The organism is Nocardioides sp. DN36 (assembly GCF_055380375.1).
Genome location: NZ_AP043823.1, coordinates 4,113,062 through 4,128,680 on the forward strand (window position 1 = coordinate 4,113,062; position 15,619 = coordinate 4,128,680).

Annotated in this window: 16 protein-coding genes; 2 read left to right on the forward strand and 14 right to left on the reverse strand. The window is 74.3% G+C overall.

Annotation, left to right across the window (positions count from 1 at the left end; translation table 11 throughout):
* Positions 1–22: 22 nt before the first annotated feature.
* From ACZ43H_RS20695 to ACZ43H_RS20750, 12 genes are all read right to left on the reverse strand, one after another.
* Positions 23–277 carry an acyl carrier protein gene (locus ACZ43H_RS20695; RefSeq protein WP_464586082.1) on the reverse strand — a complete coding sequence of 85 codons (255 nt, stop codon included), beginning with the start codon at positions 275–277 and terminating at the stop codon, positions 23–25.
* Complete coding sequence (locus ACZ43H_RS20700; RefSeq protein WP_464586084.1) at positions 274–1,680, reverse strand: 2-oxo acid dehydrogenase subunit E2; 1,407 nt, start codon at positions 1,678–1,680, stop codon at positions 274–276. The genes ACZ43H_RS20695 and ACZ43H_RS20700 overlap by 4 nt, the downstream gene beginning before the upstream one ends.
* On the reverse strand, positions 1,677–2,675 hold the full coding sequence (locus ACZ43H_RS20705; RefSeq protein WP_464586086.1) for an alpha-ketoacid dehydrogenase subunit beta: 999 nt from the start codon (positions 2,673–2,675) through the stop codon (positions 1,677–1,679). Before ACZ43H_RS20705 ends, ACZ43H_RS20700 begins: the two co-directional genes overlap by 4 nt.
* A gap of 1 nt (position 2,676) precedes the next feature.
* Positions 2,677–3,690 (reverse strand): pyruvate dehydrogenase (acetyl-transferring) E1 component subunit alpha, encoded by a 1,014-nt coding sequence (gene pdhA, locus ACZ43H_RS20710; protein WP_464586088.1) that lies wholly within the window; start codon positions 3,688–3,690, stop codon positions 2,677–2,679.
* On the reverse strand, positions 3,687–5,417 hold the full coding sequence (acsA, locus tag ACZ43H_RS20715; protein ID WP_464586090.1) for an acetate--CoA ligase: 1,731 nt from the start codon (positions 5,415–5,417) through the stop codon (positions 3,687–3,689). The genes pdhA and acsA overlap by 4 nt, the downstream gene beginning before the upstream one ends.
* Before the next feature lie 160 nt (positions 5,418–5,577).
* A complete protein-coding gene (locus ACZ43H_RS20720; RefSeq protein ID WP_464586092.1) occupies positions 5,578–6,909 on the reverse strand; it encodes a phosphoribosyltransferase family protein in 1,332 nt (443 codons plus the stop codon).
* An 82-nt stretch (positions 6,910–6,991) separates the two neighbouring features.
* Entirely contained in the window at positions 6,992–8,485 is a 1,494-nt protein-coding gene (locus ACZ43H_RS20725; RefSeq protein WP_464586094.1) for a sensor histidine kinase, read from the reverse strand.
* Positions 8,482–9,207 carry a response regulator transcription factor gene (locus ACZ43H_RS20730; RefSeq protein WP_464586095.1) on the reverse strand — a complete coding sequence of 242 codons (726 nt, stop codon included), beginning with the start codon at positions 9,205–9,207 and terminating at the stop codon, positions 8,482–8,484. Before ACZ43H_RS20730 ends, ACZ43H_RS20725 begins: the two co-directional genes overlap by 4 nt.
* 46 nt (positions 9,208–9,253) lie before the next feature.
* On the reverse strand, positions 9,254–10,111 hold the full coding sequence (locus ACZ43H_RS20735; RefSeq protein WP_464586097.1) for a fructosamine kinase family protein: 858 nt from the start codon (positions 10,109–10,111) through the stop codon (positions 9,254–9,256).
* Positions 10,108–10,644, reverse strand: a complete 537-nt coding sequence (locus ACZ43H_RS20740; RefSeq protein WP_464586099.1) for a low molecular weight protein-tyrosine-phosphatase — start codon at positions 10,642–10,644, stop codon at positions 10,108–10,110. The genes ACZ43H_RS20735 and ACZ43H_RS20740 overlap by 4 nt, the downstream gene beginning before the upstream one ends.
* Positions 10,644–11,030 (reverse strand): phage holin family protein, encoded by a 387-nt coding sequence (locus ACZ43H_RS20745; RefSeq protein ID WP_464586101.1) that lies wholly within the window; start codon positions 11,028–11,030, stop codon positions 10,644–10,646. The genes ACZ43H_RS20740 and ACZ43H_RS20745 overlap by 1 nt, the downstream gene beginning before the upstream one ends.
* 40 nt (positions 11,031–11,070) lie before the next feature.
* Positions 11,071–11,742: a GntR family transcriptional regulator gene (locus ACZ43H_RS20750; RefSeq protein WP_464586102.1), complete on the reverse strand. Its 672-nt coding sequence runs from the start codon at positions 11,740–11,742 to the stop codon at positions 11,071–11,073.
* Positions 11,743–11,866: 124 nt separating this feature from the next.
* Here ACZ43H_RS20750 and ACZ43H_RS20755 point away from each other — a divergent pair, with 124 nt between their 5' ends.
* Positions 11,867–12,430, forward strand: coding sequence for a VanZ family protein (locus tag ACZ43H_RS20755; protein ID WP_464586104.1), 564 nt, complete (start codon positions 11,867–11,869; stop codon positions 12,428–12,430).
* 10 nt (positions 12,431–12,440) lie between these two features.
* Entirely contained in the window at positions 12,441–13,520 is a 1,080-nt protein-coding gene (gene hisC / locus ACZ43H_RS20760) for a histidinol-phosphate transaminase (protein ID WP_464586106.1), read from the forward strand.
* A gap of 116 nt (positions 13,521–13,636) precedes the next feature.
* On the opposite strand, the gene ACZ43H_RS20765 is transcribed toward hisC, so the two are convergent.
* Both ACZ43H_RS20765 and ACZ43H_RS20770 read right to left on the reverse strand, forming a co-directional pair.
* On the reverse strand, positions 13,637–14,986 hold the full coding sequence (locus ACZ43H_RS20765) for an MFS transporter (RefSeq protein ID WP_464586108.1): 1,350 nt from the start codon (positions 14,984–14,986) through the stop codon (positions 13,637–13,639).
* Entirely contained in the window at positions 14,983–15,564 is a 582-nt protein-coding gene (locus ACZ43H_RS20770) for an ArsR/SmtB family transcription factor (RefSeq protein WP_464586109.1), read from the reverse strand. The genes ACZ43H_RS20765 and ACZ43H_RS20770 overlap by 4 nt, the downstream gene beginning before the upstream one ends.
* Positions 15,565–15,619: the final 55 nt, after the last annotated feature.

Sequence of the window (15,619 nt, forward strand, 5' to 3'; positions counted from 1 at the left end):
CCCGGGGTCCGGTGGACCCGAGTCAACGGGTGAGGAAGGCGATGCTGGAGCGCATGGTGCGCAGCGCGGGATAGTCGTCCTCGGCGATCCGCACGCCCGTGGTGGTGCTCAGCTGCTCGACGAAGCCGAGGAAGTCCAGCGAGTCGAGCTCCAGCTCCGAGCGCAGCGAGCCGTCGTCGCCGACCTCCTCGAGATCGGCGTCCGGGACGATCCTCAGCAGGGCGTCGGTGACGGCGGCGCGGGCCTGGTCCTCGGTGAGGGCGGTGGGGTCGCTCATAGGTCCTCCGGGTGCTGGAGCCGTTCGTCGACGGCGGCCAGGAAGCGGCCGCCTGTGAAGCCGTCGGTGGCGCGGTGGTCGGCCGCCAGCGTGGCCACGGTCAGGGGGCGTACGCCGAGCAGCCCGTCGACGGCCCACGGCCGCTCGGTGACGCGGCCGAAGCCCACCAGGGCCACCTGCGGCGGGTAGATCACGCCGTGCACCGACTCGACGCCCTGCTCGCCGAGGTTGGTGACGGTGATCGTGGGGTCGCTGAGCTCGGCGCGCTGCAGCCGCCCCGCACGGGCCCGGGTCACCAGGTCGCGCATCCGGGCCATCAGGTCCCCGACGGGCAACCGGTCGGCGTCGTGGAGTGCGGGCGCGACCAGTCCGCCGCCCCGCAGCGAGACGGCCACGCCGAGGTGCACCCCGCTGCCGGCCCGGAACCCGTCATCGACCCAGAACCCGTTCAGGGCCGGCACCTGCGCCGCTGCGAGCGCGGCGGCCTTGAGGAGCAGGGCCGCCGGCAGCAACCGCTCGGTGACCGGCAGGTCCCGGTTGCGCTCGCGCATCCAGCCCAGTGCCCGGTCGAGGTCGATCGTCTGGGCCAGGTAGTAGTGCGGGATCTCCCGCTTCGAGCGGGCCATCACCGACGCGATGGTGCGGCGCATCTCCGCGCGGCGGGCCGCCTGCGAGCCGACCGGGGGCGTCGGGGCCTCTGCCGACACTGCGGGCTCGGGAGGTGCCTCCGCCGCCAGCGTGGCAGGTCGCCCGGTCGACGTGCCGGTGGCCTCGGCCCGCACGTCCGCGGCCCGCACCGGCCGCCCGTCGCCCGCGGGGAACCGGCCCAGGTCGACGCCGAGCTCCTCTGCGAGCCGTCGGGCGTACGGCGTGATCCGCACGTGCGCGCCGGTGGCCGGTGCGCTCGCCCCGGTCCCTGCGGCGGTGGGTGCGGGCGTGGGTGGCGCCGCGGCGGCCGCGGCGCGGCGTACGTCGGCGCGGGTGATCATCCCGCCGCGCCCGGTGCCGGTGAGGGAGCCGAGGTCGAGGCCCAGCTGGTCGGCCTCGCGGCGCACCAGCGGGGAGGAGACGTGCGGCTGTGCGGCGCCGTCGCGCCGGCGCGGCACCTCCTCCGCGACGACGTTGCGCCGACTCGACGGCTCTTCGCGACGAGTTCGCGCCGACTCGGCGGTGGGGGCGAGGGTGGCGAGGACCGCACCGACCGGGACCTTCGTGCCCGGCTCGACGACGAGCCGGTCGACCACCCCGTCGGCGAAGCTCTCGACCTCGACGGCCGCCTTGGAGGTGTCCACCACGGCCAGGATGTCGCCCTTGTGCACGGCGTCGCCGGGCTTCACCAGCCACTCCAGCAGCGTCCCCTCGTCCATGTCCGCGCCCAGCGAGGGCATCGTGAAGTCGCTCATCCCGGCCCCAGGGCACGCCGGGCGGCCTCCGCGATCGTCGCGGGCTGGGGGAGGGCGGCCTCCTCGAGGTGGCGCGGGTAGGGCAGCGGCACCTCCGCGGTGCACACCCGCTCCACGGGCGCGTCGAGGTCGTAGAACGCCTGCTCGGTGATCCGGGCGCTGACCTCGGCGGCCAGGCTGCCGGTGCGCCAGCCCTCGTCGACCACCACGACCCGGTGGGTGCGCCGGACCGACGCGAGGATGGTGGCGTCGTCGAGCGGGCGCAGCGTGCGCAGGTCGACGACCTCGGCCGAGCGGCCCTCGGTGGCGAGCAGGTCGGCGGCGGCCATGGCCTTGGGCAGCGTGCCGCCGTACGCCACGATCGTGACGTCGTCGCCGGCACGACGCACCGCGGCGTGGTCGAGGTCGACCGGGCCCGCGTCCTCGGCCAGCTCGCCGGCGAGGTTGTAGAGCGAGCCGTGCTCGAAGATCAGCACCGGGTCGGGGTCGGCGAGCGCCGGGGCCAGCATGCCGCGTGCGTCCTCGACCGTGGCGGGCGCGAGCACCCGCAGGCCGGGGATGTGGGCGTACCACCCCTCGAGGCTGTGCGAGTGCTGCGCGGCCAGCTGGCGCCCCGCGCCGGTGGTCATCCGGATCACCAGCGGCACGTTGAACTGGCCGCCGGACATGTGCAGCAGGGACGCCGCGTTGTTGAGGATCTGGTCGAGCGCCAGCAGGCTGAAGTTGACCGTCATGATCTCGACGATCGGACGCATCCCGCCGATCGCGGCGCCGATGCCGGCGCCGACGAACCCCGACTCCGACAGCGGCGTGTCCCGGATCCGGTCGGGACCGAACTCCTCCAGCAGGCCCAGGCTGACCGCGAAGCAGCCGCCGTAGCTGCCGACGTCCTCGCCCATCAGGAACACCCGCTCGTCGGCGCGCATCGCCTCGCGCATCGCCTCCCGCATGGCTTCGCGGTACGTCGTGGTCCGGGTGGTCTCAGTGGTGGTCACCTCAACCACCCCCACCCGAGGCGGGGCTGGTCACGAAGCGGGTGAGGTCCTCGACCGGCTCCTCGGGCGCGGCGTCGGCGGCCTGGACCGCGCGGGCCAGCAGCCCGGCGACCTCGTCCTCGAGGGCGGCGAGGCCGGCGTCGTCGAGCTGGCCCTCGGCCCGCATCAGCGCCTCGAGGGCGGCCAGCGGGTCGTGTCCCCGCCAGGCCGCGACCTCCTCCTTGGTGCGGTAGCGGTCCGGGTCGTACATCGAGTGCGCGCGGAACCGGTAGGTCCGCAGCTCCAGGAACACCGGGGCGCCGCCGCCGCGGATCTCCTCCACGGCCCGGGTGGCGGCCTCCTCGACGGCCAGCACGTCCATGCCGTCCACCGGCCAGGCCGCCATGCCGTACGACGACGCGCGCAGCGCCAGGTCGGTCTGGGCGTGCTCCTTGGCGATCGAGGTGCCCATGGCGTAGCGGTTGTTCTCGCAGCAGAACAGCACCGGCAGCCGCCACAGCGCGGCCAGGTTCATCGCCTCGTGGAACTCGCCCTCGGCGACGGCCCCGTCGCCGAAGAAGCAGGCGGTGACCCGGTCCCGGTGCTGCATGTGGTCGGCGAGCGCGAGCCCGACGGCCAGCGGGATCCCGCCGGCGACCACCGCGTTGCCGCCGACGAACCGGGTGGCCTTGTCGAACAGGTGCATGGAGCCGCCGCGACCGCGGCTGCAGCCGGTCACCCGGCCGAACATCTCGGCCATCAGCGACTCCACCGGGACGCCGCGGGCCAGCGCGTGCCCGTGCTCCCGGTAGGTCGAGACGACGGCGTCCTCGGGCCCCAGCGCGGCCATCACCCCGGTCGCGACCGCCTCCTCGCCGACGTAGAGGTGCAGGAACCCGCGGATCCGGGTGGCGCTGTAGAGCTCCGCGCACTGCTCCTCGAACCGGCGGATCAGCAGCATCGTGCGCAGCAGCCCGGTGCGGTGCCCGGTGTCGGCGCCCGGCCGGGGCGCGCCCTGCTCGTCGAGGAGGCTCATGGTGTGTGCTCCAGGGTCGAGACGTCGCCCTCGGGGAGCCCGAGCTCACGGGCCTTGAGCAGCCGGCGCATCACCTTGCCGCTGCTGGTGTGCGGGAGGTGCTGGTCGAAGTCGATCTCCTTGGGCGCCAGGCCGCCGAGCCCGCGGCGCCCGAACGCCAGCAGCTCGCGGCGCAGCTCCTCGGACGCCTCGTAGCCGGGGCGCAGGGTCACGAACGCCTTCACCAGCTCGCCGGCGACCGGGTCGGGCTTGCCGATCACGCCGGCCTCCACCACGGCCGGGTGCTCCATCAGCGCGGTCTCGACCTCGAACGGCCCGATCAGGTGGCCGGCCGACTTGATGACGTCGTCGGCCCGGCCGACGAACCAGAAGTAGCCGTCCTCGTCGGTGCGGGCCAGGTCGCCGCTGAGGTACCACCCGCCGCCGAAGCAGGAGCGGTAGCGCTCCTCCTCGCCGAGATAACCGCGGAACATCGAGGGCCAGCCGGGCCGCAGCGCGAGCTCGCCGGTGGTGCCCGGCCGGGCGACCCGGGCGTGCCCGTCCTCGACGAGCGCCCGCCCGTTCTCGCCGCGGACCAGCACCGCCGCCTCGACCCCCGGCACCGGGCGGCCCATGGAGCCGGGCCTGATCTCCATGCCGGGGTAGTTGCTCACCATGATCGCGCCGGTCTCGGTCTGCCACCAGTTGTCGTGGATCGGCCGGCCGTAGGCCGCCGTGCCCCAGGTGACCACCTCGGGGTTGAGCGCCTCGCCGACGCTGGCGATGTGCCGCAGGGCGGACGGGTCGTGGGTCCGGGCCGCGTCGGCGCCGTACTTCATCAGCATCCGCAGCGCGGTCGGCGCGGTGTACCAGACGTCGACCCGCTGCTCCTCGAGCAGCCGGTACCACTCCCGGGCGTCGAACTCCCCGGCGTAGGTCACCACGGTCGCCCGATGGGTGAGCGGCGCGATGATGCCGTACGACGTGCCGGTCACCCAGCCCGGGTCGGCGGTGCACCAGAAGACGTCGCCCTCGCGCAGGTCGAGCGCGAACCGCGAGGTCGCGTGGTGGGCGACCACCGCCTCGTGCACGTGCACCGCGCCCTTGGGGGTGCCGGTCGTGCCGCTGGTGAAGTGCAGCAGCGCCGGCTCGTCGGGCCGCGTGGCCGGGATCTCGAAGTCCTCGGAGGCGTCGGCCAGCAGCGCGGTCAGGCTGGTGGTGCGCTGGTCCGGCGGCTCACCCACGACCAGCACGTGCTCCAGCGTCGGCACGTCGTCGAGCAGGCCGGCGACCTTGCGGCGGTACAGGGCCGCGGTCGTGACCAGCACCCGCGCGCCGCTGATCAGCAGCCGCTGGCGGATCGGCTCGGGGCCGAAGGAGGAGAAGAGCGGCGAGAGCACGGCCCCCAGCTTGAGCGTGCCGAGTGCGGCGACGTACTGCTCCTCCTGCCGCCCGAGCAGCGTCATCACCCGGTCGCCGCGGGTGATGCCCAGCTCGGCCAGCGCATTCGCGAACCGGTTGGTCTCGCGGCGCAGCTGCTCGTAGGTGAGGCTGCGCGTGGAGCGGTCCTCGGCCACGCAGCGCAGCGCCTCGAGGTCGCCCGCCCCGGCGTCGACGTGCCGGTCGACGGCCTCGTGGGCGATGTTGAGGCCGCGTCCCCCGGGCAGCCCGGCCAGCTCGGCGCGCGCCCGCTCCCAGGTGAAGTCGCGGCGGAGCTCGTCGTACGACGGCAGGGTCTGGTGGGGCACGGGCTGCTCCTTCCGGTCCCGCCAGTCCATCGCCCGGCCGGCCCGCGGTGCAGGGCCGAAGGTCGGCACGGTGCAGGGCCAACGGTGCAGGGCCAACGGTGCAGGGCCAACGGTGCAGGCGAACGGTGCAGGCCATGGGCCGGGCCCGTCCGGACTGAGGTCAGCCGGTGGGCGTGGCGACGCCGTGACCGTGCACCAGGTGCCCGAGGAACCAGTCGCGGGCCAGCTGCGCGACCCGGTCCAGGGTGCCGGGCTCCTCGAACAGGTGGGTGGCCCCGGGGACCACGACCAGGCTGGCGTCGGGGAGCCGGTCCTGGGCCCGGCGGTTGAGCTGCAGCACCTGGGGATCGTTGCCGCCGACGACGAGCAGGGTCGGGGTGCGGACCTTGGCGAGGTCGGCCGTCGCGAGGTCGGGCCGGCCGCCGCGCGCGACGACCGCGGCCACGTCGACCCGGGGGTCCGCCGCGGCGGACAGGGCGGCGGCGGCGCCGGTGCTCGCGCCGAACAGCCCGAGCGGCAGGTGCCGGCAGCCGGGCTGCTGGAGCAGCCAGGAGCAGGCGCCGACCAGGCGCTCGGTCAGGAAGGCGATGTCGAACACCAGCTCCCGGTCGCCCTCCTCGCCGACGGTCATCAGGTCGAGCAGCAGCGTGCCGAGACCGGCCCGGGACAGGACCCCGGCCACCCGCCGGTTGCGCGGGCTGAGCCGGCTGCTGCCGCTGCCGTGCGCGAACACGACCAGGCCGAGGGGGCGGGGCGGTACGTCGAGGATGCCGGCCAGCGGTGCCTCGGCGCCCGGGACGGGGACGAGGACCTCGCGCGGGGCGCGCGGGTCGGCCTCGACCGTCGGCGCCTGCTGCGACCACGTGGCCCGCGCGAGCAGCGACAGCACCCCGGCGTCGTCGACCTGGCCGAAGTCGCGGTAGACCTGCCCGACGGCCCAGAACGGGTGCGGCTGGTCCAGGCAGACCAGGTCGTCCACCTCGCGCCCCAGCTCCGCCACGGCACGGCTGGAGGCGGCGGGGACGGCGAGCACGACCGCTCGGGCGCCGTGCGCCCGGGCGACCTGGCAGGCGGCCCGGGCGGTGGCGCCGGTCGCGATCCCGTCGTCCACCACGAGCGCGACCCGGTCGCCCAGCGCCAGCCGGCGACCGTCGCCCCGCAGCCGTCGGACCCGGTCGGCGAGCTCGGCGCGGCCGGTCTCCTCGAGCGCGCGCAGGGCGTTCGGGCTCAGTCCGCTGGCGGCCAGCACGTCCTGGTTCACGACGAGCACGCCGTCCTCGCCGACGGCCCCCACGGCCAGCTCCGGCTGCGAGGGCAGCCCGAGCTTGCGCACGCAGAGCACGTCGAGCGGGGCCTGGAGCGCCCTGGCCACCTCGAAGGCCACCGGCACCCCGCCCCGGGGCAGCCCGAGCACGACCGGGTTCGCGGTGCGGTAGTCGGCGAGCGCGCGCGCCAGCCTCCGTCCGGCATCGGCACGGTCCTCGAACATCATGGAGTCACCTCCCGCACAGGTCGAACGCCTCCACGCTCTGCCCCGCGGGTCCCGCCCGGTAGGGGCGTTGGACCATCTCCGGTCAGGAGGTGAAGGCCTCGACCTCCGCGGGCGGGACCGGGGCACCCGGCAGCTCCAGGGTCAGGCGCGCGCCCCCGGCCGGTGAGCCGTCCGCCACCACGCTGCCGGAGTGCCGGGAGGCGACCTGGCGCACGATCGAGAGTCCCAGCCCGGAGCCGGGCATCGAGCGCGACTCCTGGGAGCGGTAGAAGCGGTCGAAGACGTGCGGCAGGTCGTCCGGCGCGATGCCGGGGCCCTGGTCGTCCACCGTCAGCACGCCGTCGTCGAGCCGGACCTGCACGGTGCCGCCCGGCGGGCTCCACTTCGCGGCGTTGTCGAGGAGGTTGGTGATGGCCCGCTCCAGGGCGGCGGGCTCGCCGGTGACCCACCAGGACCCGGTGGCCACCTCGAACGAGACACCCGGGGCCCGGCGCCGCACGCGGGCGACGGCCCGGTCGGCGACCTCCGCGAGGTCCACCGACTCCACGACGTGGGTGAGCGGCTCGTCGCGGGCCAGCTCGACCAGGTCGCCGATCAGCGTGGTGAGCTCCTCGATCTGGGCGCGCACGTCCTCGAGCAGCTCGGCGCGCGCCTCGGGCGGCAGCCCCCCGACCGCGTCCGGCCCGTCGGCCTGGGCCAGCAGGTCGAGGTTGGTGCGCAGCGACGTCAGCGGCGTACGCAGCTCGTGGCCGGCGTCGGCGACCAGCTGGCGCTGCCGGTCGCGGGAGGCCGAGAGCGCGGTGAGCATCTGGTTGAACGCCGTGGCCAGCCGGGCGATCTCGTCGTCGCCCTCGACGGGCAGCGGGGTGAGGTCCTCGGTGCGGGCGATGTGCTCGACCGCGGTGGTCAGGCGGCGCACCGGCCGCAGGCCGTTGCGGGCCACCCCCCAGCCGGCCATCGCGGCGGCGATCACGCCCGCGAGCCCGAAGAGCAGCATCACGACGCCGAGCCGGGCCAGCACCCGCTCCTGGCCGTCGAGGGACTGGGCGATGACCAGCGCCTGGCCGCGGCTGGTGGTCGGCACGGCCACCACGCGGTAGCGGGTCCCCTCCACCGAGACGGTGCGGGTGCTGGACTCGGAACGACCCGCGGACACCTGGAACTCGGGGTTGCCCAGCGGGAGGTCGGGTCCGTTGTCGAGCACGACGCCGCTGCCGTCGTCGTAGATGAAGGCGATGCGTACGTCGGAGGCGCCCAGCGCCCACGAGGGCAGCTTGTAGTTGTCGGTGATCCGGGACAGCGCGTCGGACTTGGCCGCCGCGTGCGCCCGGTCGAGCAGCGACTGGTCGAGCGTGGACTGCAGCTGCATCTTGACGGTCAGGAACGCACCGGCGGCCACGAACGCGACCGCGAGGCCGACGGCGATCGTGGTCAGCAGCGTCACCCGGCTGGCCAGCGACCTCCGGTAGTGCCAGCGTCGGTCCTCGCCCGTCGGGACCACCGGCGCGGGTGCGGCCGGGGGTGCGGCCGGGGGAGTGGGCCGGGGTGGCGAGGGGGGCGGGGTGAGCGTGCTCATGTCTCCTTCAGCACGTAGCCGACCCCGCGGACGGTGTGGATCAGGCGCGGCTCGCCCTCGGCCTCGGTCTTGCGGCGCAGGTAGCCGACGTAGACCTCCAGCGAGTTCGCCGTGGTCGGGAAGTCGTAGCCCCAGACCTCCTCGAGGATGAACGAGCGCTCCAGCACCCGGCGGGGGCGGCGCAGGAACATCTCGAGCAGCGTGAACTCGGTCCGGGTCAGCTCCACCAGCCGCTCGCCGCGGCGCACCTCGCGGCTCGCCACGTCCATCGAGAGGTCGGAGAAGGTGAGCTTGTCCTCGGCCTCGTCGTCACGGGGGACCGCGCGGCGCAGCAGCGCCCGCAGCCGGGCCAGCAGCTCCTGGAGCGCGAACGGCTTGGTCAGGTAGTCGTCGGCGCCGGCGTCGAGGCCCTCGACCCGGTCACCGACGGCGTCGCGGGCGGTGAGCACGAGGATCGGCACGTCGTTACCGGCCGCCCGCAGCGCCTTGGTGGTCTCGATGCCGTCGAGGCGCGGCATCATCACGTCCATCACCACGACGTCCGGCGCGGCTCCGGCCCCCGGCGAGCTCAGCCCCGCGAGCGCCTCGGCGCCGTCGGCGGCCAGGCTGACGGCGTACCCGTTGAACTCGAGCGAGCGGCGCAGCGACTCGCGCACGGCCTTGTCGTCGTCGACGACGAGCACACGGGGCCGGGGCTGGCCCCCGGGAGGCGAGACGGTCACGGACCTACTGTGCCAGCCGAGCCTGAGTCGTGACTGAGAGTCGGCGCTACAGGTAGCCCCGGGCGGTCTGGGCGGCGCGGGCGCCGTACCCGCCCCCGAACAGGCAGGCGTGGACCAGCAGCGGGAAGAGCTGGTGCACGCCGACCCGGTCCTCCCAGCCGTCGGCGAGCGGGCTGGCCTCGGCGTAGGCGTCCAGGACGCGGGCCAGGTGCGGCAGCCCGAAGAGCGCGAGCATCGCGAGGTCGGTCTCGCGGTGGCCGCCGTGCGCCGCGGGGTCGATGACGTGGGCGCGGCCGTCGAGACCCCACAGCACGTTGCCGTTCCAGAGGTCGCCGTGCAGTCGGGCCGGCGGCTCCTCGGGCACCAGCGCGGGCAGCCGGGCGACGACCGCCTCGACCGCGGCGGCGTCGTGGTCGGTGATCGCGCCCCGGTCGCGCGCCAGCTTCAGGTAGGGCAGCACCCGGCGGGTCGCGAAGAACTCCGCCCAGGTGCCGGCCGTCCGGTTCGGCAGCGGCAGCTTGCCGATGTAACCGTCGCGGTCCAGGCCGTACGACGCCGAGCCGGCGCCGTGGGTGGCGGCCAGGGCCCGGCCGAACCCGGCCGCCGCGTCGGCGGTGACCTTGCCCGGCTCGACCCACGCCACGATCAGGCACTCGTGGTCCACCGCGAGCACCTCGGGGACGGCGACGCCGCCGCTCTCGGCGAGCCAGCGCAGGCCGTGGGCCTCGCTCTCGAAGAAGTCGGCCGGGGCGTGCGGCAGGGTCTTCATCAGGGCGGTCGTGCCGTTGCTGAGCCGCAGCCGCGTCGCGGTCGCGATGTCGCCTCCGGCGACCGGGGCCGTGGCCACCACGGCGGCGCCGAGGAGGTCCTCGGCGCGCCTGGCGACCAGCGGCTGTCGGGTCACGGCGCGGGGTGCTCCTCGTGCGGCCGGTCCGGGTGCTGTGTCCTCGGGCGCAGGGCTGTCTCCAGGTGGGCGACGATGGTCGCCGCGGTGCGCTCCACCATGGTGAGCACCTCCTCGAAGCCGTCGGCCCCACCGTAGTACGGGTCCGGCACCTCCCCACCCGGAACGAGCGGATCGAAGTCGCGGAACAGCCGCACGCGGGTGGTCTCGCCGCCGATGTCGGCGAGGTTCTGCCCGTCCATGGCCAGCACCAGGTCGTACTCCTCGAGCCAGGCGGGCGTGAACCGGCGGGCGCGGTGCCGGCTGGCGTCGTACCCCGCTGCGGTCAGGGTCGCCGCCGCACGTCGGTCCATCGGGTCGCCGACGTGCCAGCCGCCGGTGCCGGAGCTCGCGACCGTGACCAGCTCGGCCAGGCCGGCCTCCTCGATGCGCGCGCCGAGCACCACGTCGGCCATCGGCGAGCGGCAGATGTTGCCGAGGCAGACCAGCGCGATCGCGTAGCGGCCCTCGGTGCGCGGTGGCGGCAGGGTCATCAGCGGTCCCGCTCCGAGCCGAGCACGCCGTCGACGACCCAGTCCACGACCGTGATGACGATGGCGCCGCCGACGGCGGTCCAGAACCCGTCGACGTGGAAGCCGATGTCGAGCTGGTCGGCCAGCCAGCTGGTGAGCATCAGCATCGCCGCGTTGATCACGAGCAGGAACAGGCCCAGCGTCACGATGATGAACGGGATCGACAGGATCTGCAGGACCGGCTTCACGAACGCCGAGACCACGCCGAGGATCAGCGCGACCAGCAGCAGCGGGACGACCTTCTCGGAGACGTCGCCGTGTCGGGGCTCGAACCAGATGCCCTCGAAGAGCCAGGTCGCGACCGACAGCGAGATCGCGGTGCCGATGAGCCAGGTGAGGAAACGCACGCAGCGATCCTAGGGGGATCGCCCGTGGGCCCGACCCAGCTCAACGGAGGTCGAGCGCGTCCAGGATCGAGGTCTCGGCGTCGGCGAGATGCTGGGCGAGGTACGCCGCGGCGCCGTCGACGTCCCCGCGCTCGAGCAGGAGCACCAGGTGGGTGTGGGAGTCGGCCTGGTCGTGGGCGTTGCGGCGGGACCGGTCCACCTGGGCCAGCGCCAGCCGGAGCTCCGCGACGAGCGCGTGCGCCGTGCGGACCAGCCGCGCGGAGCCGGTCAGCCCCACGAGCGAGACGTGGAAGGCGAGGTGGTGCTCGTTGAGGTCGGTGTACGGCGCTCCCGCGCGGACCGCGGCGGCGTAGCCGGCCAGTCCCGCGCGGACCTCCTCGCGCAGCTGCTCGTCGGCCTCGGGCCAGCGGCGCACCCCTGCGACCTCGAGGACCGCGCGGGCCCGGCAGACGTCGCGGACCGAGTCCGGGTCCGGCGTGGCCACGGCGACCCCGCGGTTCGGCTCGCGGACGGCCAGCCCCTCCGAGACCAGCGCCGAGAGCGCCTCGCGCACCGTCGGCCGGGAGACCCCGAGGGAGTCGGCCAGGGCCACCTCGCGCAGCGGCGTCCCCGACCCCAGCTCGCCGTCGAACACGGCCCGGCGCAGCTCCCGAGCCGCCCGGTCGACGGTCGTGGAGTGCTCCAGGCTCAGGGTCCCGAACTGCTGGCCCACGGATCTCTCCTCCCGGCGGAGGCGGCGCTCGACCCCGTCGTACCCATTGTCGCCCCCGGTGTCGCCCGGCAGGCTGGGCGGGCAGCCGGCGCGGTCGTACAGGTCCTCTGGGTAGCCTCGCTCCGTGTTTCCGGTCGGTGGAGTGGGCGTGATGCTGCTCGGTGTCGTGACGTCGGGCGCGCTGTGCCTGCTGCTCGCCCTCGCGACCCGCCGCCGGCTCGGCGCGGTCTCCGCCTTCGCCTTCGCGGGGCTGCTCTGGTCCCTGGTCGTGATCGCCTGCGTGACGCTGATCCCCGCGCAGGGCGCGCCGGGGGTGGTGTACGCCGAGGACCGGCTGACCAGCTGCTCGTGGGACATCGGCGGGCCGGCCCCCGAGGGCTTCTGGATCTTCCAGAGCGGGCAGCGGCTGCTCAACACCGTGCTGTTCGTGCCGTCCGGGGTGCTGCTCGTCCTCACGGTGGCCCGCTGGCGGGCGGGGTGGGTGCTGGTGCCGCTGGGCCTGGTCGGGCTGGCGGCGTACTCCGCGGCGATCGAGGCGACCCAGCTCGCGCTGGCCCGGATCGACCGCGCCTGCGACGTGACCGACGTCGTCGACAACGTCACCGGGGCGGCCCTCGGGGTGGCGATCGGGATCCTGCTGGTGCCGGTGCTGCGACCGTGGCGAGGGCGCAGCCGGCGCTACCACTAATCTCGGCCGCATGACCAGCACCGACGCTCCTCGTCCCCGGCCCAACATCGGCGCGATCCCGCCGTACGTCGCGGGCAAGCCGCCGACGGTCCGCCCGGGGATGACGTCGTACAAGCTGTCCTCGAACGAGAACCCCTACCCGCCGCTGCCCGGCGTGGTCGAGGCGGTGCAGGAGGCGGTCGCCTCGATGAACCGCTACCCCGACATGGGGTCCACCGCGTTGTACGCCGCGCTGGCGGAGAAGCTGGGCGTCCCGGCCGAGGACCTGTCGCTCGCGACGGGGTCGGTCGGCCTGATCTACCAGCTGGTGCAGGCGTTCTGCGAGCCCGGCGACGAGGTGCTCTTCGCTTGGCGCTCCTTCGAGGCCTACCCGATCGCGGTCACCGCCGCGGCCGCCACGGCGGTCCGGGTGCCGGTGCTGGCCGACGGACGCCACGACCTCGACGCGATGGCGGCGGCGATCACCGACCGGACCAGGGTCGTGCTGGTCTGCACGCCCAACAACCCCACCGGCCCGGCGGTGACGCAGGCCGAGCTCGACGCGTTCCTGGCGAAGGTGCCGCCGCACGTGCTGGTCGTGGTGGACGAGGCGTACGTCGAGTTCGTGCGGATGTCCGACCCGGTCGACGGGATCGCGACCTACCGCGCCCACCAGAACGTCGTGCTCACCCGCACCTTCTCCAAGGCCTACGGGCTGGCCGGCTTCCGGGTCGGGTACGCCGTGGCGCCCGCCCCCGTCGCCGCGGCCCTGCGTGCGGTGTCGCTGCCCTTCGGGGTGTCGACCGTGGCCCAGGCGGCGGCCATCGCGTCGCTGGAGCGGGAGCCGGAGCTGCTCGAGCGGGTCGAGGCGCTGGTCGCCGAGCGCACCCGCGTGGTCGAGGGTCTGCGCGCGGCCGGCTGGGACGTCCCCGAGGCGCAGGGCAACTTCGTGTGGTTCGAGCTCGGCGACCGCACCGCCGACTTCGCGGCCGCGGCCGACGAGCTCGGCATCGTGGTGCGCCCGTTCGCCGGCGAGGGCGCCCGGGTCTCCATCGGCGAGGACGAGGCCAACGACCGGCTGATCAAGCTCGCCCAGGAGTTCCCGCGCTGACCGACCCGTCGCGGCTTCACGCAAGAGCGCGTCGACCTGTCGCAGCTTCACGCGAGACCACGTCGACCTGTCGCAGCTTGACGTGAGAGCGCGTCGACCTGTCGCAGCTTCACGCGTCAGGCGTGCTGACCCGTCGCGGCTTCGGGGCGGTCGGTCGTCGACGGGCGACGGGTCAGTGCGGCCTGGTCGTCAACGAGCGACGGGTCGGCGCCTTCAGGACGTGAAGCCGCGACAGGTCGGTGGTCGATCTCGCGCCAGCGCGGGTCGACCGCCGGCAGCATCGTGACCAGGAAGTAGGCGCCACCGCAGACCAGCATCGCGGTCGACAGCCCGAAGGCACTGGTCAGCCCGCCGCCGAGCAGGCCGCCGAGGGGCATCAGGGCGAAGCAGAGTGCCGACGTGAGCGAGGTGACCCGGCCGACGAGGGGTGCGGGGATCCGCTCGAAGGTGACCGCACCCAGCACCGGGTTGAGGAATCCGGAGGCGAACCCGCCGGCAACCGCCACCGCTAGCACGGCCCACAGCGGGGCGTCGAGCGCGAGGACGGCGTACCGCGGCAGCCCGCAGACCAGGAAGGCGAAGAGGTAGGTCCGGTAGCGGGGCAGCCGGTCCGCCCAGGCGGCGGCCACGACCGAGCCGAGCGCGGCGGACCCGCTGAAGACCCCGAAGAGCAGGCCGATGGCCGTCGCGCCACCGCCGGACTCCACCGCCCAGACCGGCACCAGGACCGAGCTGAACGCCAGGTCGATCAGGTTGGTCAGCGCGACCATGGCGGTCATCGCCGCGAGCACCCGGTCGCCGCGCAGGAACGCCCAGCCCTCGCGCAGCTCGGCGACGTAGCCCGGTGAGTCCCCGGTCGTGGCGACCGGCGCCGGCTCGGCGCTCGCGCCGGTCCCGAACCCGTGGGTCGACCACGCGAGCACGGCCGCGGACAGCCCGAAGCTCGCGGCATCCACCAGCAGTGCGTTCGTCGGCCCGACCGCCGCCACCAGGCCGCCGGCGAAGGCCCACCCGAGCATCGACGCGGAGCGCTCGACCATGCCGTACAGGCCGGTCGCCCGCTCCATGGGCACGTCGGCGTGCGTGACCAGGGTGGGGACCAGCGACTGCTTGGCACTGTCCCCCGGGCCGCGCAGCGCACCGGCGACCGCGACCAGCGCCAGGAAGACCGGGAAGGTCAGCAGGTCGAGCAGGTGCAGGGCCGGGATCGCGCCGACCGCCACCAGGCTGCCGAGGTCGCAGCCGATGCTGACCCGCCGCGCGCCGAGCCGGTCGATGACGGGCCCGCCGAGGACCTTGAGCAGGACCAGCGGCAGCATCTCGGCGACCGCCACCAGGCCGGTGCGGGTGGCACTGCCGGTGGTCGAGTAGACGAAGAAGGGCAGGGCGAGCATGGACACCCGGGTGCCGGTGAGGGACACCGCCTCCGAGGTCAGCCAGCCGTAGAGGGGACGCCGCGTGCTCACTCGAGGCCCCGTCCGACCTTGCCGGGGTACGGGAAGCCGTTGAGCTGCACGACGTACTGCTCGGCGTCCTCGCCCTCCTCGCCCGCCTCGTCCTGGACCTCCTTGATGATCGCCATCAGCCGCTCGACGAGCGCGAGCGCCCGCTGCGGCGTCAGCCGGATCATCCAGTCGCTGTACGTCGTCGCTTCGCCCCACTCCTTCGGCAGCAGGGACAGCTCCTCGACCGAGCGCTGCAGCGTCTGGGTCATCACGACCACGACGGACTGCAGGTAGGCCTCGAGGGTCTCGCGCTCGTCGGGGTCGGCCGGGGCGGCGGTATCGGTGGTGGTCGATTGGTGCGCGGCCCGCCACCAGCGGTCGCGGGCGTTCCCGCGCTCAGGGTCCTCCTCGACGAAGCCGTGCTGCGCGAGCTGACGCAGGTGGTAGGACGTCGAGCCGGTGTTCAGCCCGAGCCGAGTCGCCAACATGGTGGCCGTCGCTGGGCCGTCGATGCGCAGCATCCCCAGCATCCTCAGCCGGACGGGGTGCGCGAGCGCCTTCAGCCCGGCCGGGGATGGGGTGATCGAGGTGATGTCCATGACGGGAGCGTAGACCGCAAAGATTCATTTGCAAAGACATCTTTGCAATTCTTTT